Consider the following 24,715-nt stretch of genomic DNA (forward strand, 5'->3'; position numbering starts at 1 on the left):
CCGTAAACCCACCAGGACCGGCGATCCACGTGAGCTCCTCCTCTTCCACCCGGCACAGTCCGCACCGTGAGTCACGGCCGCGGACCACGGGCGCGTACCGCCTGGTCCGCACCCCGCCGGGTTCCGTGGAGCCTCCTCTCCTGGACGCAGGCCAGCGCGCTGTGGTTGATCACGCCGAAGGACCGCTGCTCGTCCTCGCGGGTCCCGGCACCGGCAAGACCACCACCCTCGTGGAGTCCGTCGCGGCCCGGGTGAACCGGGGCGCCGACCCCGCCCGCATCCTCGTCCTCACCTTCAGCCGCAAGGCCGCCGTCGAACTGCGCGACCGGATGGCGGCCCGGCTCGGCGCGGCGCGCGGCCCGCAGGCCACCACCTTCCATTCGTACTGCTACGCCCTGGTCCGTGCCCACCAGGACGCCGACCTCTTCGCCGATCCACTCCGCCTGCTCTCCGGGCCCGAGCAGGACGTCACCGTCCGCGACCTGCTCGCGGGCCAGCTCGACCTGGAGAAGGAGGGCAAGGCCCACGTCCGCTGGCCCGACGAGCTGCGCGCCTGCCTGACCACCCGCGGCTTCGCCGACGAGGTGCGTGCCGTGCTCGCCCGCAGCCGCGAACTGGGCCTCGGCCCGGACGCGCTCGCCGCCTTCGCCCGCCGGACGGGCCGCCCGGACTGGAGCGCGGCGGCCCAGTTCCTCGCCGAGTACCTGGACGTGCTCGACGCCCAGGGCGTCCTGGACTACGCGGAGCTGGTCCACCGCGCGGTCCTGCTCGCGGAGCGCCCCGAGGTCTCGGCGCAGCTGGCCGGGGCGTACGACGCGGTGTACGTCGACGAGTACCAGGACACCGACCCGGCCCAGGTGCGCCTGCTGCACGCGCTGGCCGGGAACCGGGTGGGCGGTTCCCGGAGCCGGGGGAGCGGGGCGCACGCCGGGGACGGGAGTCAGGTGCGCGGGGCGCACGCCGGGGGCGGCCGGACGCTGGTGGCCTTCGGCGACCCGGACCAGTCCATCTACACGTTCCGGGGCGCCGACGTCAACGGCATCCTCGACTTCCCCGACACCTTCCGGCGGGCCGACGGGGGCCCCGCGCCCGTGGGCGTCCTCACCACCTCGCGCCGCTCGGGGGCCGGGCTGCTCGCGGCGACCCGGCTGCTCACCCGCAGGATGCCGCTGACCCGGCTGCCCGCCGACACCGTCCGCGCCCACCGCGAGCTGCACGCCGTCCGGGAGGGCGGCCGGGTGGAGACGTACACCTACCCGACCGCCTCCACCGAGCTGGACAACATCGCGGACCTGCTGCGCCGCGCCCATCTGGAGGACGGGGTTCCGTGGCGGGAGATGGCCGTGCTGGTACGGGCCGGAGGCCGCTCCCTGCCCGCCGTCCGCCGTGCCCTCACCTCCGCCGGAGTCCCCCTGGAGGTGGACGGCAACGACCTCCCCCTCCGCCATGAACCGGCCGTCGCCCCGCTGCTGACGGCCCTGCGGACGGTGGCGACGGCGGCGCTGCACCACCGCCCCGCGGAAGCCCGGCCGGAAACGGAATCGGAGGCAGCCCGGTCGGAATCAGATCCGGAACCGGAGGCAGATCGGCTGGAACAGGATCCAGGACCGGAGGCAGCCCGGCCGGAAACAGATCCGGAACCGGAGGCAGCTCCGCCGGAACAGGGGCAGGAACGGGAACAGGAACAGGAACCGGAACCGGAACCGGAGGCTCAGTCGGAGGACGCCCCCGCCCTCGCCCCCTGGCTCGACACCGAGACCGCCCTCACCCTCCTCACCTCCCCCCTCGGCTCCATGGACGCCGCCGACCTGCGCCGCCTCGGCCGGGCCCTGCGCGACGAGGAGCGCGCCGCCGGGATCAGGGTCCCGGCCCCCTCCGACGAGCTGCTGGCCCGCGCCCTGGCCGAGCCCGAGCGGCTCGTCACGCACGATCCGGCGTACGCCCACGGCGCGCAGCGCCTCGGCGCGCTCCTGCGCAAGGCCCGCGAGCTCCTCGAAGGCGGCGGCACCGCCGAGGAGGCCCTGTGGACCCTGTGGAACGGCACCTCCTGGCCGGGGCGGCTGGAGCGGGCCGCGCTGCGCGGCGGGGCGGGCGGCCGCAACGCCGACCGGGACCTCGACGCGGTGTGCGCCCTCTTCGACACGGCGGCGCGCGCCGAGGAGCGCACCGGGGGGCGCGGGGCGCTCAACTTCCTGGAGGAGGTCGACGCCCAGGACATCGCCGCCGACACCCTCTCCCGGCGGACCGCCCGCCCCGACGCCGTACGCCTGATGACCGCCCACCGCTCCAAGGGCCTGGAGTGGCGGCTCGTCGTGGTCGCCGGGGTCCAGGAGGGGCTCTGGCCCGACCTGCGCCGCCGGGGCTCCCTCCTGGAGGCGGACCGGATCGGCCGCGACGGGCTCGCCGAACCCCTCACCCCCGGCGCCCTCCTCGCCGAGGAGCGCCGCCTCTTCTACGTCGCCGCCACCCGCGCCCGCGAGCGCCTGGTGGTCACCGCCGTGAAGGCCCCCGCCGACGACGGCGACCAGCCCTCCCGCTTCCTCACCGAGCTGGGCGCCGAACCCCGCGACGTCACCGGCCGCCCGCGCCGCCCCCTCGCCGTCGCCGCGCTCGTCGCCGAGCTGCGGGCCACCACCGTCGACCCGGCCGCCTCCGACGCCCTGCGCGACGCCGCCGCCCACCGCCTCGCCCGGCTCGCCGCGCTCACCGACGACGAGGGCCAGCCCCTCGTGCCCGCCGCCCACCCGTCCCGCTGGTGGGGCCTGGACGAGCCCACCCGCTCGGCCGTCCCGCTGCGCGAGCGCGACCAGCCCGTCTCCCTCTCCCCTTCCGCGCTGGAACAGCTCGCCAACACCTGCGCCCTCCAGTGGTTCCTGGGCCGCGAGGTGAAGGCCGACGCCCCGGCCACCGCCGCCCAGGGGTTCGGCAACGTCGTCCACGTACTGGCCGACGAGGTCGCCTCCGGCCGTACGCCCGCCGATCTCGACGTCCTTCTGGAGCGCCTGGACTCCGTCTGGGACGGCCTCGCCTTCGACGCCCCCTGGAAGTCCGAGCAGGAGAAGGACCACGCCCGCGCCGCCCTGGAACGCTTCCTGAAGTGGCACGTCCTGGACCGGGGGGCCCGCACCCCCGCCGCGAGCGAGCACGGCTTCGACGTGACCCTGGAGGCGGGCGCGTACGCCGTCCGCATCCGGGGCTCCATGGACCGCGTCGAAAAGGACACCGAAGGAAGGGCGTACGTCGTCGACTTCAAGACCGGCAAGAGCGCGCCCACCAAGAAGGAGGTGGCCACCCACCCCCAGCTCGCCGTCTACCAGCTGGCAGTCCGGGAAGGCGCGGTCGACGAGGTCTTCGACGGCAGGCGGCCCGAACCCGGCGGCGCCGAGCTCGTCCAGCTCCGCCAGCCCGCGCCCGTGAAGGAGGGCGGCGACGCCCTCCCCAAGGTCCAGGCGCAGGAACCACTGGCCGGGGAGTGGGTCTCCGACCTGCTGGCCACGGCCGCCGGGAAGGTCCTGGACGAACGGTTCACGCCCACCACCGGCACCCACTGCGCCCACTGCGCCTTCCGTGCCTCGTGCAGCGCGCAGCCGGAGGGGCGGCAGGTGGTGGAGTAGGGCCTTTCGTGGGCATCGGGCCGGATTGTCAGTGGCTCCGGTTACCGTTTCTCACGTGTCCTCACGCATCACCGATCCCGAGCAGCTCAAGGAGCTTCTGGGGATCCCCTTCACCCCGGAGCAGACGGCCTGCATCACCGCGCCGCCCGCCCCGCAGGTGATCGTGGCCGGAGCCGGGTCGGGGAAGACCACGGTGATGGCCGCCCGCGTGGTGTGGCTCGTCGGCACCGGACAGGTCGCGCCGGAGCAGGTCCTCGGCCTCACCTTCACCAACAAGGCGGCGGGCGAGCTGGCCGAGCGCGTCCGCAAGGCGCTGATCGCCGCCGGGGTCACCGACCCCGAGGTCATCGACCCGGACAACCCGCCGGGCGAGCCCACCATCTCCACGTACCACGCGTTCGCCGGCCGCCTCCTCACCGAGCACGGCCTGCGCATCGGCCTGGAGCCCTCCACCCGCCTCCTCGCCGACGCCACCCGATACCAGCTCGCGGCCAAGGTGCTGCGCGAGGCCCCGGGCCCGTATCCGGCGCTCACCCGCTCCTTCCCGACCCTCGTCAGCGATCTCCTGGCGCTCGACGGGGAGCTGTCCGAACACCTCGTACGACCGGACAGGCTGGAGGCGTACGACACCGAGCTGCTGCGCGCCCTGGAGAGCGTCCGGCTCAGCAACGAGGACCTGCGCAGGATCCCCGAGACCGCCGGGGCCCGCCGCTCCCTCCTCGGCCTCACCGAGCGCTACCGGTCCGCCAAGCGGAGCCGGGACCTCCTGGACTTCGGCGACCAGATCGCCCTCTCCGCCGAGCTGGCCCTGACCCGGCCCGAGGTGGGGGCGATCCTGCGGGACGAGTTCCGGGTGGTGCTGCTCGACGAGTACCAGGACACGTCGGTGGCCCAGCGGCTGCTGCTCTCGGCGCTGTTCGGGAGCGGTGGTACGGGCTCCGGCGCCGACCATCCCGCGCCCACCGGCCACGCGGTGACCGCCGTGGGCGACCCCTGCCAGGCGATCTACGGCTGGCGCGGCGCCTCCGTGGCCAACCTGGACGACTTCCCCGAGCACTTCCCGCACGCCGACGGCACCCCCGCCACCCGCTTCAGCCTCAGCGAGAACCGGCGCAGCGGCGGACGCCTCCTCCAGCTCGCCAACGGCCTCGCGGAGCCCCTGCGCGCGATGCACGAGGGCGTCGAGGCGCTGCGCCCCGCCCCGGGGGCCGAGCGCGACGGGATGGTCCGCTGCGCCCTGCTGACCACCCACACCGAAGAGACCGACTGGCTCGCGGACTCCCTCGCCCACCTCGTCCGCACCGGCACCCCGCCCGGCGAGATCGCCGTCCTGTGCCGCACCGCCGGGGACTTCCCGCAGATCCAGGCGGCCCTGGTCGCCCGGGACATCCCGGTCGAGGTGGTCGGCCTCGCCGGGCTGCTGCACCTGCCGGAGGTCGCCGACCTGGTCGCCGTCTGCGAGGTCCTCCAGGACCCGGGCGCCAACGCATCGCTGGTCCGCCTCCTCACCGGACCGCGCTGGCGCATCGGCCCCCGTGACCTTGCCCTCCTCGGCCGCCGCGCCCGCCATCTCGTCCACCGGGCCGCCCAGGACGACGACGCCGACCCGGACCGGCGGCTCGCGGAGGCCGTCGAGGGCACCGACCCGGCCGAGGTGATATCGCTCGCGGACGCCCTGGACACCTTCCTGATCGCGGGGGACACGGCGGACGACGGGCTGCCGTTCTCGGCGGAGGCCCGCGTGCGCTTCGCCCGGCTCGCGAAGGAGCTGCGCGACCTGCGCCGCTCGCTCGCGGACCCCCTGATGGACGTCCTGCACCGCGTCCTTGCCACCACCGGCCTGGAGGTCGAGCTGTCCGCCTCCCCGCAGGCGCTGGCCGCCCGCCGCCGCGAGACCCTCGCCAACTTCCTGGATGTGGCGGCCCGGTTCGCCTCCCTGGACGGCGAGGCGTCCCTGCTCGCCTTCCTCGGCTTCCTGCGGACCGCCGCGCAGTACGAGAAGGGGCTCGACAACGCCCTGCCCGGCGGCGAGAACACCGTCAAGGTCCTCACCGCGCACAAGTCCAAGGGGCTGGAATGGGACGTGGTCGCCGTGCCCGGACTGGTCACCGGCCAGTTCCCCAGCGGGCAGTCCCGGGACGCCTGGACCGCCCAGGCCAAGGTGCTCCCGCACGCCCTGCGCGGCGACGCGGCGACCCTCCCCGAACTGGACACGTTCGACGCCAAGGGGATGAAGGCCTTCAAGGAGGAGATGAAGGAGCACCAGCACACGGAGGAGCTGCGCCTCGGATACGTCACCTTCACCCGCCCCCGCTCCCTCCTCCTCGGCTCCGGCCACTGGTGGGGCCCGTCCCAGAAGAAGACGCGCGGCCCGTCCGCCTTCCTGGAGGCGCTGTACGAGCACTGCGCGGCGGGTCACGGGGAGATCGAGGCCTGGGCGGACGAGCCTGCCAAGGACGAGGAGAACCCGGCCCTCGCGACGGGCGGCACCGACCTGGCCTGGCCGCTCCCGCTCGACGCCACGGCCCTCACCCGCCGCCGCGCCGCCCGGGACACCGTGCTGGCCCACCTGGAGAGCCTGGCCGCCCACGGGGACGAACAGCCACCGGCGTACGCCTCCGACCCCGACGACGTACCGGCGTACGGGACCGACCCCGACGACGTACCGGCGCACGAGCCCTGGGACGGTGAGCCCCCGTCCGACGAGGACTGGGACTGGGACGCGCTCCCCACCGAACGCCCCCAGGCCACCCCGGACACGTCTCCGCGCGCCCAGGCCGCCCCGGCCACGGCATCGGAGCCCGTACGGGACTCGGCACCGCACATCCCCGCCGCCCGCCACTCCCAGGAAGAACCGGTGGACCGGCTCACCCCCGAGGAGGCCCGCACCCTCGCCTCCTGGGACCGGGATCTCGACGCCCTCGCCGGGGAGCTCCGCCGGGCCCGCGCCACCGTGCACGACGTCCTCGTCCCCGCCTCGCTCTCCGCCACCCAGCTGCTGCGGCTGGCCGAGGACCCCGACGCGTTCGCCAAGGAGCTGGCCCGGCCCATGCCCCGGCCGCCGCAGCCTGCCGCCCGCCGGGGCACCCGGTTCCATGCCTGGGTGGAGTCCCGGTACGAGGAGCTGCCGCTGCCCATGCTCGGCCCCGACGAGCTGCCCGGGGGCGACGAGAGCGACGCGGAGATCGCCGACGAGCGCGACCTCGCCGAGCTCAAGGAGGCGTTCGAGCGCACCGCGTACGCCCGGCGCACGCCGTACCGGGTGGAGACCCCGTTCCAGATCACCCTCGCGGGCCGGGTGATCCGGGGCCGTATCGACGCGGTCTACCGCACGGGCGACACGTACGAGATCGTGGACTGGAAGACCACCCGCCACCGCACCGCCGACCCGCTCCAGCTCGCCGTCTACCGGCTGGCCTGGGCCGAACTGCACGACCTGCCGCTCGACGCGGTCACCGCCACCTTCCTTTACGTACGCACCGGGGAGACCGTCCACCCGCAGGGACTGCCCGGCCGGGCCGAGCTGGAGCGGATCCTGCTGGACGAGCCCGCCCCGCGGGACGGATAGGCTCAAGAGCATGAGCGAGACCCCGGACAGCGCCGTCCGTACGTACACCGAACAGCACCGCGCAGCCTTCCTCGACGACCTCGCCGAGTGGCTGCGCATCCCGTCCGTATCCGCGCAGCCGGAGCACGACGGGGACGTACGGCGCAGCGCCGAATGGCTGAGCACCAAGCTCAAGGAGACCGGCTTCCCGGTCACCGAGATCTGGGAGACGCCCGGCGCCCCGGCGGTCTTCGCCGAGTGGCCCAGCGAGGACCCGGACGCCCCGACGGTCCTGGTCTACGGCCACCACGACGTGCAGCCCGCCGCCCGCGAGGACGGCTGGGACACCGACCCGTTCGAGCCGGTGGTCCGGGACGGCCGGATGTACGGGCGCGGCGCGGCCGACGACAAGGGCCAGGTGTTCTTCCACACCCTCGGCGTCCGCGCCCACCTCGCGGCGACCGGCCGCACCACCCCCGCCGTCCACCTCAAGCTGCTGATCGAGGGCGAGGAGGAGTCGGGCTCCGCGAACTTCCGCGCCCTGGCCGAACAGCACGCAGCCCGCCTCGCCGCCGACGCCGTGATCGTCTCCGACACCGGCATGTGGGACGAGGAGACCCCGACCGTCTGCACCGGCATGCGCGGCCTCGTGGAGTGCGAGATCGAGCTGTACGGCCCCGACCAGGACATCCACTCCGGATCGTTCGGGGGAGCCGTCCCCAACCCGGCCACCGAGGTCGCCCGCCTGGTCGCCGCCCTCCACGACGAGGACGGCCGGGTCGCGATCCCCGGCTTCCACGACGGGGTCACCGACCTCTCCGACACCGAGCGGGCCCTCTTCGCCGAGCTGCCCTTCGACGAGGCGACCTGGCTGCGTACGGCGAAGTCGCAGGCGGCCTCCGGCGAGGCCGGGTACACCACGCTGGAGCGCGTCTGGGCCCGCCCCACCGCTGAGGTCAACGGCATCGGCGGCGGCTATCAGGGCACGGGCAGCAAGACGATCATCCCCTCCTCCGCCCTGGTGAAGATCAGCTTCCGGCTGGTCGACGGCCAGGACCCCGACCGCGTACAGGAGACCGTCCGCGCCTGGGTGGAGTCCCGCATTCCGGCGGGCATCCGGCTCCGGATCACGTTCCAGCCCGCCACCCGCCCGTGTCTGACCCCGCTGGACCACCCGGCGCTCCAGGCGGTGGCCCGTGCGATGGGCCGGGCCTTCGGCAAGAAGATCCTCTTCACCCGCGAGGGAGGCTCGGGCCCGGCCGCCGACCTCAGGGATGTGCTCGGCGCCCCCGTCCTCTTCCTCGGCATCTCCGTACCCTCCGACGGCTGGCACGCGCCCAACGAGAAGGTCGAGCTGGACCTGCTGCTCAAGGGCGTGGAGACGACCGCGTACCTGTGGGGCGAACTCGCCACGGCGCTCGGCCGATGAAGCCGATGGCGCTGCTGAAGCCGATGAAGCCGCCGCACTCGCCGTACCCGCCGTACCCGCCGCACCTCCACGTACCTCCGCACACCCGATCCGCCCAGGGGGAGTAGGAAGCACCTGTGAGCACCTTCGACAACGCCACCGCAGACCGCCCGATCGGCCTCACCGCGCCCAGCGGCATCGACCGCGCGGCGCACCACCGTCTCGACGAGGCGTGGCTGGCCGTGGCGTGGAGCCACCCGACGACCCGTGTCTTCGTCGTCTCCGGCGGGCAGGTGCTGATCGACGACACCCCCGAGGGGGGCACCTCGATCGTGATGACCCCGGCCTTCGAGGCCCCGGTCACCGAGACCCACCGGTACTTCCTGGGCACCGACGAGGAGGGTGTCAGCTACTTCGCGCTCCAGAAGGACTCGCTGCCCGGCCGCATGGACCAGTCGGCCCGTCCGGCCGGACTGCGCGAGGCGGGCCTGCTGCTCGGCCCCCGCGACGCGGGGCTGATGGTGCACGCGGTCGCCCTGGAGAATTGGCAGCGGCTGCACCGCTTCTGCTCCCGCTGCGGCGAGCGCACCGTCATCGCGGCGGCCGGGCACATCCGCCGCTGCCAGGCCTGCGGCGCCGAGCACTACCCGCGCACCGACCCGGCCGTCATCATGCTCGTCACCGACGACCAGGACCGCGCGCTGCTGGGCCGCCAGGTGCACTGGCCCGAGGGCCGCTTCTCCACGCTCGCCGGGTTCGTCGAGCCGGGGGAGTCGATCGAGCAGTCCGTGGTCCGCGAGGTCTACGAGGAGGCGGGCATCACCGTCGGCGAGGTCGAGTACATCGCCAGCCAGCCGTGGCCCTTCCCCTCCAGCCTGATGCTGGGCTTCATGGCCCGGGCGACCTCCTCGGAGATCGTCGTCGACGGTGAGGAGATCGAGGAGGCCCGCTGGTTCTCCCGCGAGGACCTCACGGCGGCCTTCGAGTCCGGCGAGGTCATGCCCCCGTTCGGCATCTCGATCGCCGCCCGGCTGATCGAGCTCTGGTACGGGAAGCCGCTGCCGAGGCCGGGCAGCTTCAACCGGTCGAACTGAACGGGGAGACACCCCCTGCGTCGGGGACACCCCCTGCGTCGAGGACACCCCCTGCGTCAGGGAAACACGACTGCGTCAGGGAAACACCACTGCCCCCGGCGGATGCCGGGGGCAGTGGTGGAAGCCCGGTGGGCCGAGCGCGGGGCTCAGGCGGCCAGAGCCTGCTTCACCTGGGCGAGCGAGGGGTTCGTCATGACCGACTCGGTGCCGGAGGGGGAGACGATCAGGAGCGTCGGGACCGTCTGGTTTCCGCCATTCGCCTTCTCGACGAACGCCGCCGAGTCCGCGTCGTGCTCGATGTTGACCTCGTTGTACGCGATGCCCTCGCGGTCCATCTGGCCCTTGAGCCGACGGCAGTAGCCGCACCAGGTGGTGCTGTACATCGTCACAGTGCCCGCCATGTCGCTGGCGCTCCCTTGTCTCGTCCGTACCGCTGCGCGGCCGGCAGCGTCACATGCGGCCCGGCGGCCGCAGCCGCCGTCCCGCACCGAGTGGAACGTACGGGACGCGGCCACCATTCCCGCAGCCGGTGCGGGGTGCCCGCCGTCTCCGTATCCGTACGTATCAGTACGACGAATACCTCACCCCTGTGGACAACCGCCGCATCCGCCCCGTGCGACCTGGCAGCATGGCGGGGTGACAGCAGCAACGCACTCCACCCTCTTCCCGCAGGTTCCCGAGACCCCGGACGCCGTGCTCGACGGGCTCGACCCCGAGCAGCGCGAGGTGGCGCTCGCCCTGCACGGACCGGTGTGCGTGCTGGCCGGAGCGGGTACGGGGAAGACCCGCGCGATCACCCACCGCATCGCGTACGGGGTGCGGGCGGGCATCCTCCAGCCCGCCACGGTCCTCGCCGTCACGTTCACCAACCGGGCCGCCGGGGAGATGCGCGGACGGCTCCGGCAGCTCGGCGCAACCGGGGTCCAGGCACGGACCTTCCACTCCGCGGCGCTCCGGCAGCTCCAGTATTTCTGGCCGAAAGCAGTCGGTGGTGAGCTGCCCCGGCTGCTGGAGCGGAAGGTGCAGCTGGTCGCCGAGGCCGCCGCCCGCTGCGAGCTCCGGCTCGACCGCAACGAGCTGCGGGACGTCACCGGCGAGATCGAGTGGGCCAAGGTCACCCAGACCGTGCCCGCGGACTATCCGGCTGCGGTGGCGAAGACCCAGCGGGACGCCCCCCGCGACCCGGCGGTCCTCACCCAGATCTACTCCACGTACGAGCAGCTCAAGCGCGACCGCTCAGTGATCGACTTCGAGGACGTGCTGCTGCTCACCGTCGGCATCCTCCAGGACCGGCAGGACATCGCCGACCACGTGCGCGGCCAGTACCAGCACTTCGTCGTCGACGAGTACCAGGACGTGAGCCCGCTCCAGCAGCGGCTGCTCGACCTCTGGGTCGGCGACCGGGACAACCTCTGTGTCGTCGGCGACGCCAGCCAGACGATCTACTCCTTCACCGGGGCCACCCCCGACCACCTGCTGAACTTCCGCACCCGCCACCCCGACGCGACGGTGGTCAAGCTGGTGCGGGACTACCGCTCCACGCCCCAGGTCGTCCACCTCGCCAACGGCCTCCTGAGCCAGGCCCGGGGCAGGGCCGCCGACCACCGGCTGGAGCTGGTCTCGCAGCGGGACAAGGGCCCCGAGCCGGTCTACGCGGAGTATCCCGACGAGCCCCACGAGGCCGAGTCCACCGCCCGGCGCATCCGCGACCTGATCGCGGCGGGCGTCCCGGCCGGGGAGATCGCCGTGCTCTACCGGGTCAACTCCCAGTCCGAGGTCTACGAGCAGGCCCTCGCGGACGCGGGCGTGGCCTACCAGCTGCGCGGGGCCGAGCGGTTCTTCGAGCGGGCGGAGGTCCGGGAGGCGGGCACCGCCCTCCGCGGCGCGGCCCGCGCCGGGGGCAACGACTCCCTGCTCGACGGGGCGGAGGGGCTGCCCTCCCAGGTGCGGGCGGTGCTCTCCACCAAGGGGTGGACCACCCGGCCGCCCGCCGGGTCGGGTGCGGTGCGTGACCGCTGGGAGTCGCTGGCCGCGCTGGTGCGGCTGGCCGAGGACTTCGAGGCGGCCAGGCCGGGGGCGACCCTGACCGACCTGGTCCGCGAGCTCGACGAACGGGCCGCCGCCCAGCACGCCCCGACGGTCCAGGGGGTGACCCTGGCCTCGCTGCACTCGGCGAAGGGGCTGGAGTGGGACGCGGTCTTCCTGGTCGGCCTGACCGAGGGCATGATGCCGATCGCGTACGCCAAGACCGATGAGCAGGTCGAGGAGGAGCGGCGTCTGCTGTACGTCGGGGTCACCCGCGCCCGCCTCCACCTCTCGCTCTCCTGGTCCCTGGCCCGCTCGCCCGGCGGACGGGCCAGCCGCAGGCCCACCCGGTTCCTGAACGGGCTGCGGCCGGGCTCCACGGCGTCCGGCGCCCGGGGCGGGGCCGGAGGCGGCGGCGGGATCGACCGGGGTTCCGGCCGGGTCGCGGCGGCGGCCGGGCGGACCGAGGCCGTCGAGCGCAAGCCCCGGCAGCCGGTGCGGTGCCGGGTCTGCGGCCGGACCCTCACCGACGCGGGCGAGATGAAGCTGATGCGGTGCGAGGAGTGCCCGTCCGACATGGACGAGGCGCTGTACGGACGGCTGCTCGACTGGCGCGCGGGCCAGGCGGCCCGGCTGAGCCAGCCGGACTACTGCGTCTTCACCGAGAAGACCCTGATGGCCATCGCCGAGGCCGTGCCCGCCACCGAGGGGGAGCTGGTCGTCATCGCCGGGGTCGGAAACCGGAAGCTGACCCGTTTCGGAGCCGACGTACTCGCCATCTGCGCAGGTGAGACGGTTGGTGAGGAGCCCGGGGAGGGTGACGGGGAGAGCTGAGAAAAACTCGTCCAGAAAATAGTTTGCGCCCGCACCAGTCGTCACCATAGGTTCTTAACCACGGGAACAGCGACTTCTCTGAAGCCCTGATTCCGTGCTGTACTTATCCGAATACGCGCGACCGGCTCCGGCCGGTCACCCTAGACGCCGAGAGGAGGCGATTGAAGTGATCAGCATCATCGAAACCCAGAAAATGACCGGTCTTTCGGTCGTCTCCGCCTGCTCGCTCGGCCTCACCCGCTCCTCGGCTGCTTCGCTCCGCGCCACCGGTCTGTCCGGCATCTCCGCCGTCAGCCCGCTGTCCCTGGCGAGCCTCCCCGTGATGCGGGAGCGCAATGAGCGACCGATCGAGGCACCGGCGGCAGCAGTAGCGAAGGATGCACAGGCTCAGGCCTATGCCTTTGCGGCAGCCGGTGCCGGAGCCAAGAAGCAGACGCAGCAGCACCACACGATGTGGGCCTTCCGTGGGCCTGAACCCTGGAGCGATCCAGCCTGATGCAGCATCAGGCCGGCGCCTCAGGGCCGCGGAACCCCACTCGGGATCCGCGGCCCTTTTGTTTTGTCCGAACGGACGAGACGGACCGAAGGCGCCTCGGGCCAGCAGTACCAGCCGCCAACCGGCCAACAGGCCGGCACGACCAGACGAGGACACCACCCACCGTGCAACTCGAAACGCACGCCCCGTCAGTACCGCAGTCCGACACGATCTCCCCGCCCGGCTCCACGGAGGACTCCACCTTGCTCCCCCTCACCGCGCTCACCGCGCTCGACGACGCCATCGAGAACCTCGGCGTACCCGTCCCCTGCCGCTCGTACGACCCCGAGGTCTTCTTCGCCGAGTCCCCGGCCGACGTCGAGTACGCCAAGTCCCTCTGCCGTACCTGCCCGCTCGTCGAGGCCTGCCTCGCCGGTGCCAAGGAGCGGCGCGAGCCGTGGGGCGTCTGGGGCGGCGAGCTCTTCGTCCAGGGTGTCGTCGTGGCCCGCAAGCGGCCGCGTGGCCGTCCGCGCAAGAACCCGGTCGCAGCGTGACCGCCGGCTGTGGCGCCCCCGCCCCCACACGGTGGCTGCGCCTCGGAACGATCGACCGTCCCCAGACCCATGACCCCCGGAATCAGGCACCGATGACCACCCCCACGAAGGAGCCCGTCGGCTCCGCCACCCCTGACGTCACCATCATCGGCGCGAACGACTCGCGCCAGAACAGGACCCGCGAGATGCAACTCATCCCAGAAGCCCTGGCTCGTGCGCATATGCGCGACCGCCTGCGGGAGGCCGAGGGGGACCGCCAGGCGGCGCGTCTCATGGTCGCCCGCCGGATGCAGCGCCGAGCGGAGCGCGCCTCGCTGCGCGCCCGCCGGGCGCTGGCCATGGCCGTCATGCACTGAGAGGCCCCACCTCTCCGCTCCACGCAGGAGCAGCACCACGGCTGCTCACCGGGCAACCGCTCTGCCCGGTGAGCAGCCACCACCCCACCGCGGGGCCGTCCGAACGAGGACGGCCCCGCGGTGCGTTGTGCTGCCCGGTTCCGGTGGCGGGGATATCGTCACGACGTGGACGAGGAGACGCATCCCCCCGATCGACCGGCTGAACCACCGGCTGCCGGACCTGTGGTCTGCGCCCGCTGCGGCACCGCGGCCGAAGGCGGGACGGCCCCGGTGACCTGGATCTCCTCCGTGGAGGACGGCCGCCGCCTCCACTTCTGCGAGACCTGTGCCCGTCTCCACATCAGAGCGATCGAGAGCCGCCTCGACTCCCTCTGGTGGTGACCGGACACCCCGCCCCGCCCCGGTGCTGCCCCGGCTACCGGCCGCCCTCCGGCACGCCCCCCGCCTCCTCGGCCCCCGGCTACCGGTCGCCCTCCGGGACGGTCTCCAGCTCCTCGGTCTCCGGGACGGCCTCGGACAGCTCCGGCTCCGCCACGAACCCGGGCAGCCACGCTTCGAGTTCGTCCCGCAGCCGGACCGCCGCACCGAGCTGGCACAGCACCCCGATCGTGCTGAGCGTCACCCGGTGTATCAGGAGGTAGGACGGCGGAAGGTTCAGCTGCCTGCCGAGCTGATGGGCGGGGGAGCGCGGATCAGCTATCCGGGCGGCCTGGTCCCGCAGCCAGCCCCGGGAGAAGGTGAACTCCTCCACCTGCGCGGGCTCGATGATCGGGAGCAGGTAGTCGAGCACCTCGTCCGGCTCCAGGGCGACCGACTCCTTCACGAAGCCCTCTTCCCGCAGCAGCCCGTACACCGCGGCGGCGTTCCCCTCCAGCGTCATCCGCAGGGATTCACCGATGGTCCCCGGCAGCCCGCCCGGAAGGCGGTCGACCGTACCGAAGTCCAGCACCCCCAGCCGCCAGGCACCGTCCGGGGCGGCCTCCCCGTCCGAGCCGCCCAGATCGCTCCCCGCAGCCGGCAGCAGCCGGAAGTTCCCCGGGTGCGGGTCGGCGTGGAGGAGGCCGGTGCGTGCCGGGCCCGAGAAGAGGAAGCGCGCCAGCAGTTGTCCGGCCCGGTCCCGCTGCTCCTCCGTACCGTCCGCGATGACCTCGGCCAGCGGGATCCCGTCGATCCACTCCGTCACCAGCACCTGGTCGGACTGGTGCACCACCCCCGGGATCACCACATCGGGATCGTCCGCGAACTCCGCCGCGTGCTCCCGCTGGGCCTGCGCCTCCAGCTCGTAGTCCAGCTCCTCCGACACCCGGTCGCGCATCTCCTTGATGAGCGGCTTGATGTCCATCCCCGGCACCAGGGGGCCGAGCAGCCGGGCGAAGCGGCTGAGCTGGGTGAGGTCCGAGAGCAGGGCCTCGCCCGCACCCGGATACTGCACCTTCACGGCGACCTCGCGCCCGTCGTGCCACACCGCCCGGTGCACCTGCCCGATCGAGGCGGCGGCCGACGGCTTGTCCTCGAACTCCAGGAAATACTCCCGCCACTCCTCGCCGATCCGTTCGGCGAGCACCGCGTGGACCGTGTGGGCGGGCAGGGGCGGCGCCGCCTCCTGCAGCTTGGTCAGCGCGGCGCGATAGGGGCCCGCGACCTCCTCGGGGAGCGCCGACTCGAAGACGGACAGCGCCTGGCCCAGCTTCATCGCCCCGCCCTTCAGCTCGCCCAGGGTCTTGAACAGCTGGTCCGCCGTGCGCTGCTGCACCTCGCGGGCGACCAGCTCGGCGGATCTGCCGCCGATCCGCTTGCCCAGACCCCATGTGGCACGGCCGGCGAAGCCGAGCGGGAGCGCGGCCAGTTTGGCGGTACGTGTAACCGCCTTCCGGGGAAGATCAGACATGTGCCCCTCCAGTTCCCAGACTGCCGTGCCGCTTGATCCTCCGGTGTCACCCGTCGACGGCGGTCACCCGGCCATTGTGTCCTGAGCCGAAATCGCGTCGGAGGCCCGTTCCCCCCTGCCGTGCTCCGCCGCACCGCAGGAACAGTCCGCGTGGGGGCCGATCCGCTCGCAGCGCCAGTCCAGCAGGGGGAGCGCGGCCTCCCACCGGGCCCCGGTGCTGCCCGGCAGCTCCCCGTCCAGGAAGGACAGGGCGTGCGCCGCGGCGAGACCGGCGACCGCCGTGGCCAGCCCCAGATCGCAGGCGGGCACCGCTCCCCGCCGCCCCGAGCGCCACTGCGCCAGCATCCGGGGCCACTGCGAATCCCGGTCCGCGCGGTGCAGCTCCAGACATCCCGCGCACCCCGTGCCGCCCGGGAGCACGAGCGGCCCGACCACCCCCGTGGCCTCGATCACTCCCGCGTAGAGGTGCGGAGTCCCGGACGCGATCCAGGGCGCCGCGATGTCCGGGACCGGCGCGTACACCGAGAGGCCGTCCCGGGGCGCGACGACGATCAGGGACAGACCGGGCTCCCCACCCGCCGACAGGCCCGGCGGCCCACCGGCCGCGCCCCGGTCCGCCTCCGCCGCCCGCGACCGGGGCGCGGGCCCGGGGGCAGCCCGGCGCACCAGCCGACGGGCCGCCGTATCGCGCCGTTCCCCCACGGCCGCGGGCGGGAGCCCGGCCGGAGCCACGTCCGCCGGCTCGGCCCGGCCCCCGTCCAGCACCTCCACCCGGCCCACCCCCGCCCCGGACAGCACCGCCGCGACCGACGCACCGACCCGGCCCGCACCCCGCACCTGGACCCGCATCGCCCGCCGGGCCGCCATCCGGCGCAGACCCTCGCCCGGTCCGGGATGGACGACGGAGAGCGAGGCCACATCAGGGCGTTGACGCTCCATCACCTCGGCCCGCCGGCACAGCACATCCGCCTGTGGCCCACCGGCCCGTACATCGTCGAGCAGGCCCGCCTCCGCCAGCCGCCGCACCAGGACGTCCACATGACGGTCCGACAGATCGAGGGCGCGCGCCTCCTCGCGCAGCAGCGGCAGGCCGCGCGTTCCGTCGAGCAGTTCCAGAAAGCTCCCTGTGGCGATGTCCACCGGGCCGAGTGTCACGGCGTGTGCCGGTGTCACCCCGAATTGCACGGTGTTCCGTCCGCGCCACGCACGGCGCAGCGCGGGCTTCAGCATCGGATGCGGGACTTCTCCCCCGAGACGCACGGCTTTCCCCCCGATCGGTGTCGTGACCGCGTGCCGGGAGGATTCCCGGTCGCGTCGAGCCATTGCCAGAATGCGCGCCGTCGGCGAAGCGTGCGCGGAGTTATCCACAGGTAGGGGGTATTAGTCGTTCAAATGGTGCGGGCAACGGTGCGGGTCATGGCGTGGGCAATGGTGCGGGTCATGGCGCGGGCAGGCCGCCCGTCGTGCGGAGGAATGGCGGGCATCGGAGGTGAACGGACCCGGAGGCGGGACTTCCCCCACATACAGCGGGTAACGTCGAGGCGTGCCCGCAGACCCGTCACCCGGCGTCGCCGGGGAGACCCCCGCGCGCAGTGCCGCAAGCCATCAGCGCGGCGCGGCCGCCCGTGCGCCCCGCGCCTCGGCGACGAGCGCGGTCGAGGTCCGCAGGAGTACCCGGCGCAGGAAGTCGGTCTCCGCGTACCGGGAGGGCGACCGCACGATCGTGCTGATCCCTGCCCGGATGTCGGAGGCCGAGGAGCGGCGCTGGGTGGGAGTGATGCTCGACAAGCTCGCGGCCCAGGAGAGCAGACGGGTCCTCGGTGACGCCGAGCTCACGGAGCGGGCCGAGTGCCTGTCCGCCCAGTACTTCGGCGGCCGGGCGCGGCCCGCCTCGGTGCGCTGGGTGACCAACCAGAACACCCGCTGGGGCTCGTGCACCCCTGCCGAGGGCAGCATCCGGCTCTCGCACCGGCTCCAGGGCATGCCGGAGTACGTCGTCGACTACGTACTCGCCCATGAGCTGGCCCATCTGCTCGTGCCCGGCCACGGCCCGGAGTTCTGGCGGCTGCTGGAGGCGTACCCCCGCACCGAGCGGGCCCGCGGCTACCTCGAAGGAGTGGTGGCGGCCGATCGGCTGCCCCGTCTGCCGGCCGCGCGCGAGGAGTGAGACCGGCGCGTTCGGGGGTTGCGACGGTCCGCGTCCGGCGATTCTGTACCGGGTGTGTACCGGCTTGGCCGGATGTCGGCGATTGCGGTTAGCCTGACGCGACGCATACACCTTCGGGATGGGGGACGGTCGTTACGTATGGCCAGGGAATTCCAACGAGGCCACAAGGCCAAGCTCAGTGATCTCACACCGGGGACAGATCTGTACGTAGGTGTGCAGATCGCCGCCCCTGGGCTGACCTTCGACATCAGCTGCTTCGGTCTGGACGCCGACGAACAGCTCTCGGACGACCGGTACTTCATCTTCTTCAACCAGCCGAAATCGCCCGAGGAGTCCATTCAGCTCCTCGGCGCGCAGTCCGGCGACACCGAGTCCTTCCGCGTCACGCTCGACCGCATCCCGGCCGCCATCCAGAAGCTCTCCTTCACCGCGACGATCGACGGACCGGGCCAGATGTCGCAGGTCGGCCCCGGGTACATCCGGATCGTCGCGGGCGGCGAGGAAGTGGTCAGATACGCCTTCACCGGCTCGGAGTTCACCACCGAGCGCGCGGTGATGCTCGGTGACTTCTACCTGAAGGACGTCTGGCGTTTCGCCGCCGTCGGCCAGGGCTTCGACGGCGGTCTCGAAGCGCTCCTGAAGAACTTCGGCGGCGAGGTCGCCGAGGAGGAAGAGGCACCGGCCGCCGCCCCGCAGGCAGCCCCGGGATTCGCCCCGCCGCCCGCCCCGGCCGCCGAGCCTCCGGCCTTCGGTGCCCCACCCGCCCCCCAGGCCCCGCAGCCCGCACCGTCCTTCGGCGCCCCGCCCGCGCCCGCCCCCGCGCCCCAGCAGCCGATGCACGCCGCGCCCACCATCGCGGCCCCGCTCACCCCGCAGGCGCCCCTGGCCCCGCCCCCGTACGGCCAGCCCGGTCACCAGCCGCCCCCGCCCCCGCAGCCGCAGTTCGGCCAGCCCCCCGGCCAGATCCCGGGCCAGGGCGCCCCGCCCACACCCCCCTACGGTCAGCCGGCGCCCGCCCCCTACGGCCAGCCCGCGCCCGCGCCCTACGGTCAGCCGGTACCGGCCCCGTACGGGCAGCCCGCCCCGCCCCCCTTCGGGCAGCAGCCCCCCGGCGTGCCGCAAGGCGTGCCCCAGGGCGTTCCGGCGGCCGGTGCCGGGCTCCAGGCGGCCCTCCAGAAGTACAAGGAGACCCCCACCGGGCAGCGCTGGACCCCGCAGAACCAGCAGCTCATGCGCGTGGACCTGACCATCGGCGGCACCGGGGTGCTGGCCCGCCAGGGCAGCATGGTGATGTACCAGGGCAAGGTCGACTTCGGCTACAAGGGAGCCGGTTTCGTCGGCCGGGTCGTCGGCAACGCCACCGGCCAGGAGATGCAGCTGATGCGGTGTACCGGCCGCGGTCAGGTATTCCTCGCCGAGGAGGGCTCGTATCTGCACCCCATCGAGCTCCAGGGCGACGCCATCTGCGTCTCCGCCGAGAGCGTCCTCGCCTTCGACGAGTCCCTCCAGTACGAGGTCCGCCGGGTCGAGGGGCACGGCATCCCCGGCGGCGCCCTGTTCACCATGCAGTTCCAGGGCACCGGCACCGTGATCATCAAGACCCACGGCACCCCGGTCGTCCTGCCGGTCACCCCCACCACGTTCGCCGACTGCAACGCGGTGGTGGCGTGGTCGGCCGCCTCCCAGGTGATCGTCTCCAGCCAGGTCCGGCTGCGCCGCAACGCCTACCCGGGGCACAGCGGCGAGGCCGTGAACCTCCAGTTCCGGGGAGCCCCCGGCAACTTCATCGTCGTCCAGCCCTACGAGGTCTAGAGGGAGCCCGTCATGAACCAGCAACTCGCGGGCTACGTCCCGACCCCCGTCACGGCCCGGATGGAGAACCACGGCTCGGCCATGCTCAAGGTCGCCATGGCCTCCGGGCAGGACCTCTACGCGCGCACCGGCTCGATGGTGGCGTACGAAGGCTTCATCCAGTACGAGCCCAACCCGCCTGCCGTCCGGCAGATCGCCTCCCAGTGGATCACCGGCGAGGGCGCGCCCGTCATGAAGTGCTCCGGCGACGGACTGCTCTACCTCGCCGACTACGGCGCCGACGTGGTCGTCATCAACCTGAACAACGAGTCCATCTCGGTCAACGGCACCAACCTCCTCGCCTACGACGCCCACCTCACCTGGAGCGTCGAGCGGGTCAAGGGGATGGCCAAGTTCGCCGGCCAGGGGCTGTGGAACGTCGTCGTCCAGGGCACCGGATGGGTCGCCATCACCTCCCGGGGCACCCCGATCGTCGTCGACTGCGGACGCGGCGAGGACGAGACGTATGTCGACCCCGACGCCCTGGTCGCCTGGTCCACGCACCTCAAGGTGAAGGGGAAGCGCAGCTTCAAGGCCGGGGCGCTGATCGGCCGGGGCAGCGGGGAGGCGTACCAGATGGCCTTCTCCGGGGAGGGCATCGTCGTCGTCCAGCCGAGCGAGGACAGTACGGACCGCCTGCGGATCCGGAACTGAGGGGAGGAGAACACACCATGCAGAGTCCGCTTTTCAGCCACACCGAGCAGCAGTCCCAGGACCGGTACACGGTCCAGAACCCGCAGCTCCTGCGGGTGGCGCTGACCGGGCAGGACGACGTCCTCGCCCGCAAGGGCGCCATGGTCGCCTACCAGGGCCTGATGGACTTCGACGGCGAGTACCAGTCGCATGGGCAGCGCAGCGCCCGCGCGCACACCGGTGAGGGCCTCGACCTGATGCGGGTCTCCGGCCAGGGCACCGTCTTCTTCGCCAACCTCGCCCAGTACATCCACGTCGTGGATGTCGACCGCGAGGGGATGACCGTGGACAGCTCCTACGTCCTCGCGCTCGACTCCTCGCTGCACACCGAGGTCATCGCGGTGGACAGCCAGTACGGGATCTCCGGCAGCGGCAAGTACCAGCTCAACATCTCCGGCACCGGCAAGGTCGCGCTCATGACCTCCGGCCAGCCCCTGATGATGCAGGTCACGCCGGAGAAGTACGTCAATGTGGACGCCGACGCGATCGTCGCCTGGTCCAGCGCCCTGCGGGTGCAGATGCAGGCCCAGACGCACTCCTCCGGCGTCTTCCGGCGGCGCGGCAACACCGGGGAGGGCTGGGAGCTCAGCTTCCTCGGCCAGGGCTTCGCCCTGGTCCAGCCGAGCGAGGTCATGCCCCCGCAGAACGCCCAGATCGGCCAGGGCGCCCGCGCCCAGTTCGGCGTGGGCCAGCAGGGCGCCTACGGCCAGAACCAGAACAACGCCTGGAGCTGACCGGTACCCGCAGAGCACAGCGGTAAGGGGCGGCCTCTATAGAGGCCGCCCCTTACGCGTATCGATGAAGCCCCGCCGCTACAGCCGGGCGCGTGTCGCCTCCAGCAGCCGTACGACGGAGGCGTCGGCTACCCCGGACACGTCCCCGTACCCGAACCAGCGCAGCTCCAGGGACTCCTCGCTGATCCGCTCCGCCACTCCGGCCGGGGCCAGCGCGGCGTACTGCACGTCGAGGTGCCAGTTGCAGGGCGCGGGAATGGCGTGCCGGTCCAGCCGGACCGGGCCGCCCGGCAGCAGGGTGAGCCCCGTGATGCCGGACTCCTCCGTCGCCTCACGGAGCGCCGCCGCCTCCAGGGTGGCGTCCTGCTCCTCGCAGTGCCCGCCCATCTGGAGCCACATCCGGAGCTTGCGGTGCAGGGTGAGCAGCACCTTCTCCCGCTCCGGATCGATCACCAGGGCGCTGGCCGTCACATGCCCGGCCCCGCACGCCTTCCACATGCCGTCGGCGTGGAGTGCCAGATGGTCCAGGTAGGCCTGGCGCAGCTCCGCCTGGTCACCGCCCTCGCCCTCGGGGGCGTAACCCTTCAGTACGAGGGTGGCGTCGTCGTGCAAGGTCACTGGTCGCGGCCGTCCTTGCCGTCCTCGCCCTTGTCCTCGACGCCCTCGTTGCCGTCGGCGGGCTTCTGCGGGCCCTTCGCGGCCTCGCCGAGCATCTTGTCCAGCTCGGAGAAGTCCGCCTGCTCGTGGTGGACGAAGCCGTCCGGGTCGTCCAGGTCATGGGCGGTCGGCAGCATGTCCGGGTGCGCCCACAGCGCGTCCCGGCCCTCCAGGCCCCGGGCGTCGGTGAGCGAGGCCCACAGGCGCGAGGCGTCCCGCAGCCGGCGCGGGCGCAGCTGGAGACCGATGAGCGTGGCGAACGTCTGCTCGGCCGGACCACCGGAGGCACGGCGCCTGCGCATCGTCTCGCGCAGGGCGTCCGACGAGGTCAGCCGGGACTTGGCGGCCTCGTGGACCACCGCGTCCACCCAGCCCTCGACGAGCGCGAGAGCCGTCTCCAGACGGGCCAGGGACGCCTTCTGCTCGGGCGTGTCCTCGGGCTGGAACATGCCCTGCTGAAGGGCGTCCTGCAACTGCTCGGGCTGCGAGGGGTCGAACTGGCCGACGACGTCCTCCAGCTTGCTGGTGTCGACCTTGATGCCCCGCGCATACGACTCGACCGCGCCGAACAGGTGCGAGCGCAGCCACGGCACATGGGCGAAGAGCCGCTGGTGGGCGGCCTCGCGCAGGGCCAGATACAGCCGCACCTCGTCCTGCGGGACGCTGAGGTCCTTGCCGAACCGCGCCACGTTCAGCGGGAGCAGCGCGGCCTTGCCCGCCGGGCCGAGCGGCAGCCCGATATCGGTGGAACCGACCACCTCACCGGCCAGCACACCCACGGCCTGCCCGATCTGCTGGCCGAACATGGCGCCGCCCATGGACCGCATCATGCCGATCAGCGGGCCCGCCATGGCCTGCATCTCCTCGGGCAGCACATCGCCCATCGCCGCGCCCACCCGCTCGGCCACCGGGTCGACCAGCTGCTGCCAGGCGGGCAGCGTGGCCTCGACCCACTCCGCGCGGCTCCACGCCACGGTGGAGACCGAACCGGAGGGCATCGACGTCACTCCGTCCAGCCAGAGATCGGCCAGCCGCAGCGCCTCGTCGACCGCCGTCCGCTCGGACGGGCCGACGCTCGCGTCCTTGGTGCCGTCCGGCGTCCCCTGGGAGACGGTCTGGCGGGCGATCTGCTTGGCCATGTCCCAGTTCACGGGACCGCCCTCGTAGCTCAGCATCTGGCCGAGCTGCTGGAAGGCCGCACCGAGATCGTTCGGGTTCATCGAGCCGAACATCGCGGCGAACGGGTTGTCCCCGCCCGCCCCCGGCCCGAAGCCGAACGGGTTCCCCGGCCCGCCCGCGCTCTGCCCACCTTCGGTGGGGTCCTTCTTCTTGCCCTCGTCGCCGTTCTCCGGCTCCTCCGGCGGAAGGCCGAATCCGAATGGGGTGTCACTCACGGGTTTCCTCGGCTCGTAGGGCCGCCGGCTCGAACCGGCGGCGACTGCCCGACATCACCATCCAGCGTAGACACCACGCCCGCTTCGGGCCTCAGTGCTCCGCCGACTCCCGGCCTGCGGCAGGATGGACGCCACCTGGTACGTACGCGTCATTCGGGTACGTACTGAAGACAACCGCTGGAGACGCCCGGTGAGTTCCCCAGATCCGCAGGTTCGCGCAGCGCGAAACCTGACCGACCCCTCGCCCGAAAGCACATCCGAAAAGAAACACCCCAGGACCCCCAGGAACCGGGGCCCCGTGGTCGCGGTCACCGGTGCCGCGACCGGCGTGGGTGAGCTGCTGACCGCCCATCTCGCCGCATCCGACGAGATCAAGCAGGTCATCGCGATCGACGAACGCCGCGGAGAGGTCTCCGAGGCGACCTGGCACATCCTGGACGTCCGCGACCCGGCCATTGCGGAGAAGCTGCGCGGCGCGGACGTCGTGGTGCACCTGGCGCTCGATCTCGACCTGGAGACCGACCCCGCCGCCCGTACCGCGTACAACGTACGGGGCACCCAGACCGTCCTCACCGCAGCGGCCGCCGCCGGGGTCCGCCGGGTCGTGCTGTGCACCTCGGCGATGGTCTACGGGGCGCTGCCCGACAACGACGTGCCCCTCTCCGAGGACGCCGAGCTGCGCGCCACCGCCGAGGCCACCGGCGTCGGCGACCTCCTGGAGATCGAACGGCTCGGCCGCCGCGCGCCCCGCGCCCACCCCGGGCTCAACGTCACCGTCGTACGCCCCACCGTCCTGGTCGGCGGCACCGACACCGCGCTGACCCGCTACTTCGAGTCACCGCGTCTCCTGGTTGTCGCCGGTTCCCGCCCCACCTGGCAGTTCTGCCATGTCGAGGACCTGGTGACGGCCCTGGAGTACGCCGCCCTGGAGAAGATCGACGGGGAGCTCGCGGTCGGCTGCGACGGCTGGCTCGAACAGGAGGAGGTCGAGGAGCTCAGCGGCGTACGCCGGATGGAGCTGCCCTCCGCCGTCGCCCTGGGGGCGGCCGCCCGGCTGCACCGGATCGGGCTCACCCCGTCCCCGGCCGGGGACCTCGCGTACACGATGCACCCCTGGGTGGTCAGCGTGAGCCGTCTGCACGACGCGGGATGGCGGCCCAAGTGGACCAACGAGGAGGTCCTCGGAGCGCTCCTCGAAGAGGTCGAGGGACGCCACACGGTCGCCGGGCGCCGCCTCGGCCGCAAGGACGCCACCGCCGCCACGGCCACCGCCGCGGGTGCCACCGTCGCCCTGCTCGGTACGGCCGCCCTGGTCCGCCGCGCCCGCAAGGCCCGCCGCCGCATCTGACCGCGTCCGCATCCGACCGCGTCCGCAGGGGCCCGCAGACGGCCTGTAGGAGGCTCCAACGCGGCTGTGCGTCCGC

19 protein-coding genes are annotated in these 24,715 nt (G+C 72.9%); 14 read left to right on the forward strand and 5 right to left on the reverse strand.

Annotated elements, in window-relative coordinates:
• Positions 1-29: 29 nt before the first annotated feature.
• The 4 genes from ACFW9Z_RS04845 (at position 30) to nudC (ending at position 9,663) form a co-directional block, all read left to right on the forward strand.
• Entirely contained in the window at positions 30-3,614 is a 3,585-nt protein-coding gene (locus ACFW9Z_RS04845; protein WP_384634372.1) for a UvrD-helicase domain-containing protein, read from the forward strand.
• Positions 3,615-3,669: 55 nt separating this feature from the next.
• Positions 3,670-7,182 carry a UvrD-helicase domain-containing protein gene (locus ACFW9Z_RS04850; protein ID WP_384634375.1) on the forward strand — a complete coding sequence of 1,171 codons (3,513 nt, stop codon included), beginning with the start codon at positions 3,670-3,672 and terminating at the stop codon, positions 7,180-7,182.
• A 10-nt stretch (positions 7,183-7,192) separates the two neighbouring features.
• Positions 7,193-8,590 (forward strand): dipeptidase, encoded by a 1,398-nt coding sequence (locus tag ACFW9Z_RS04855; RefSeq protein ID WP_384634378.1) that lies wholly within the window; start codon positions 7,193-7,195, stop codon positions 8,588-8,590.
• A gap of 116 nt (positions 8,591-8,706) precedes the next feature.
• A complete protein-coding gene (nudC, locus tag ACFW9Z_RS04860) occupies positions 8,707-9,663 on the forward strand; it encodes an NAD(+) diphosphatase (RefSeq protein WP_384634381.1) in 957 nt (318 codons plus the stop codon).
• A gap of 146 nt (positions 9,664-9,809) precedes the next feature.
• Here the strand turns inward: nudC and ACFW9Z_RS04865 are convergent, their stop codons facing one another.
• Positions 9,810-10,064 (reverse strand): glutaredoxin domain-containing protein, encoded by a 255-nt coding sequence (locus tag ACFW9Z_RS04865; protein ID WP_073878569.1) that lies wholly within the window; start codon positions 10,062-10,064, stop codon positions 9,810-9,812.
• A 235-nt stretch (positions 10,065-10,299) separates the two neighbouring features.
• On the opposite strand from ACFW9Z_RS04865, the gene ACFW9Z_RS04870 reads away from it, so the two are divergent.
• From ACFW9Z_RS04870 to ACFW9Z_RS04890, 5 genes are all read left to right on the forward strand, one after another.
• The gene (locus ACFW9Z_RS04870; RefSeq protein WP_384634384.1) at positions 10,300-12,522 is read left to right on the forward strand and encodes an ATP-dependent DNA helicase UvrD2; all 2,223 of its coding nucleotides are present in this window, start codon (positions 10,300-10,302) and stop codon (positions 12,520-12,522) included.
• A gap of 166 nt (positions 12,523-12,688) precedes the next feature.
• Positions 12,689-13,018, forward strand: coding sequence for a hypothetical protein (locus tag ACFW9Z_RS04875; protein WP_327220449.1), 330 nt, complete (start codon positions 12,689-12,691; stop codon positions 13,016-13,018).
• 164 nt (positions 13,019-13,182) lie between these two features.
• Positions 13,183-13,551 (forward strand): WhiB family transcriptional regulator, encoded by a 369-nt coding sequence (locus tag ACFW9Z_RS04880; RefSeq protein ID WP_384634387.1) that lies wholly within the window; start codon positions 13,183-13,185, stop codon positions 13,549-13,551.
• On the forward strand, positions 13,548-13,907 hold the full coding sequence (locus tag ACFW9Z_RS04885) for a hypothetical protein (RefSeq protein ID WP_384634389.1): 360 nt from the start codon (positions 13,548-13,550) through the stop codon (positions 13,905-13,907). The genes ACFW9Z_RS04880 and ACFW9Z_RS04885 overlap by 4 nt, the downstream gene beginning before the upstream one ends.
• A 165-nt stretch (positions 13,908-14,072) precedes the next feature.
• Positions 14,073-14,288, forward strand: a complete 216-nt coding sequence (locus ACFW9Z_RS04890) for a hypothetical protein (RefSeq protein ID WP_384634391.1) — start codon at positions 14,073-14,075, stop codon at positions 14,286-14,288.
• Between the two features lie 79 nt (positions 14,289-14,367).
• On the opposite strand, the gene ACFW9Z_RS04895 is transcribed toward ACFW9Z_RS04890, so the two are convergent.
• Both ACFW9Z_RS04895 and ACFW9Z_RS04900 read right to left on the reverse strand, forming a co-directional pair.
• Positions 14,368-15,795, reverse strand: coding sequence for an ABC1 kinase family protein (locus tag ACFW9Z_RS04895; protein ID WP_384634394.1), 1,428 nt, complete (start codon positions 15,793-15,795; stop codon positions 14,368-14,370).
• Between the two features lie 63 nt (positions 15,796-15,858).
• Positions 15,859-17,025 (reverse strand): ThiF family adenylyltransferase, encoded by a 1,167-nt coding sequence (locus ACFW9Z_RS04900; RefSeq protein ID WP_384634397.1) that lies wholly within the window; start codon positions 17,023-17,025, stop codon positions 15,859-15,861.
• A 313-nt stretch (positions 17,026-17,338) separates the two neighbouring features.
• Here ACFW9Z_RS04900 and ACFW9Z_RS04905 point away from each other — a divergent pair, with 313 nt between their 5' ends.
• The 4 genes from ACFW9Z_RS04905 to ACFW9Z_RS04920 all read left to right on the forward strand — a co-directional run bounded on the left by ACFW9Z_RS04905 (position 17,339) and on the right by ACFW9Z_RS04920 (position 21,240).
• Complete coding sequence (locus ACFW9Z_RS04905; RefSeq protein ID WP_384634400.1) at positions 17,339-17,962, forward strand: M48 family metallopeptidase; 624 nt, start codon at positions 17,339-17,341, stop codon at positions 17,960-17,962.
• A 138-nt stretch (positions 17,963-18,100) separates the two neighbouring features.
• On the forward strand, positions 18,101-19,774 hold the full coding sequence (locus tag ACFW9Z_RS04910) for a TerD family protein (protein ID WP_384634402.1): 1,674 nt from the start codon (positions 18,101-18,103) through the stop codon (positions 19,772-19,774).
• A gap of 12 nt (positions 19,775-19,786) precedes the next feature.
• Positions 19,787-20,467, forward strand: coding sequence for an AIM24 family protein (locus ACFW9Z_RS04915; RefSeq protein WP_384634405.1), 681 nt, complete (start codon positions 19,787-19,789; stop codon positions 20,465-20,467).
• 17 nt (positions 20,468-20,484) lie between these two features.
• The gene (locus ACFW9Z_RS04920; RefSeq protein WP_384634408.1) at positions 20,485-21,240 is read left to right on the forward strand and encodes an AIM24 family protein; all 756 of its coding nucleotides are present in this window, start codon (positions 20,485-20,487) and stop codon (positions 21,238-21,240) included.
• 78 nt (positions 21,241-21,318) lie between these two features.
• On the opposite strand, the gene ACFW9Z_RS04925 is transcribed toward ACFW9Z_RS04920, so the two are convergent.
• Positions 21,319-21,858 (reverse strand): NUDIX hydrolase, encoded by a 540-nt coding sequence (locus ACFW9Z_RS04925; protein ID WP_384634411.1) that lies wholly within the window; start codon positions 21,856-21,858, stop codon positions 21,319-21,321.
• Positions 21,855-23,291 (reverse strand): zinc-dependent metalloprotease, encoded by a 1,437-nt coding sequence (locus tag ACFW9Z_RS04930; RefSeq protein WP_384634414.1) that lies wholly within the window; start codon positions 23,289-23,291, stop codon positions 21,855-21,857. Before ACFW9Z_RS04930 ends, ACFW9Z_RS04925 begins: the two co-directional genes overlap by 4 nt.
• Positions 23,292-23,481: 190 nt before the next feature.
• On the opposite strand from ACFW9Z_RS04930, the gene ACFW9Z_RS04935 reads away from it, so the two are divergent.
• On the forward strand, positions 23,482-24,639 hold the full coding sequence (locus tag ACFW9Z_RS04935; RefSeq protein WP_384634417.1) for an SDR family oxidoreductase: 1,158 nt from the start codon (positions 23,482-23,484) through the stop codon (positions 24,637-24,639).
• The last annotated feature ends 76 nt before the right edge of the window (positions 24,640-24,715 follow it).

The sequence above is a fragment of the Streptomyces sp. NPDC059452 genome, assembly GCF_042750035.1.
Classification (GTDB): Bacteria; Actinomycetota; Actinomycetes; order Streptomycetales; family Streptomycetaceae; genus Streptomyces.

Bases quoted from the DNA above. Each gene is read 5' to 3' on its own strand.
- ACFW9Z_RS04865 (WP_073878569.1), bottom strand. From the start codon at position 10,064: ATGGCGGGCACTGTGACGATGTACAGCACCACCTGGTGCGGCTACTGC.
- ACFW9Z_RS04855 (WP_384634378.1), top strand. From the start codon at position 7,193: ATGAGCGAGACCCCGGACAGCGCCGTCCGTACGTACACCGAACAGCAC.
- ACFW9Z_RS04915 (WP_384634405.1), top strand. From the start codon at position 19,787: ATGAACCAGCAACTCGCGGGCTACGTCCCGACCCCCGTCACGGCCCGG.
- ACFW9Z_RS04910 (WP_384634402.1), top strand. From the start codon at position 18,101: ATGGCCAGGGAATTCCAACGAGGCCACAAGGCCAAGCTCAGTGATCTC.
- ACFW9Z_RS04920 (WP_384634408.1), top strand. From the start codon at position 20,485: ATGCAGAGTCCGCTTTTCAGCCACACCGAGCAGCAGTCCCAGGACCGG.
- ACFW9Z_RS04895 (WP_384634394.1), bottom strand. From the start codon at position 15,795: ATGTCTGATCTTCCCCGGAAGGCGGTTACACGTACCGCCAAACTGGCC.
- ACFW9Z_RS04900 (WP_384634397.1), bottom strand. From the start codon at position 17,025: ATGCTGAAGCCCGCGCTGCGCCGTGCGTGGCGCGGACGGAACACCGTG.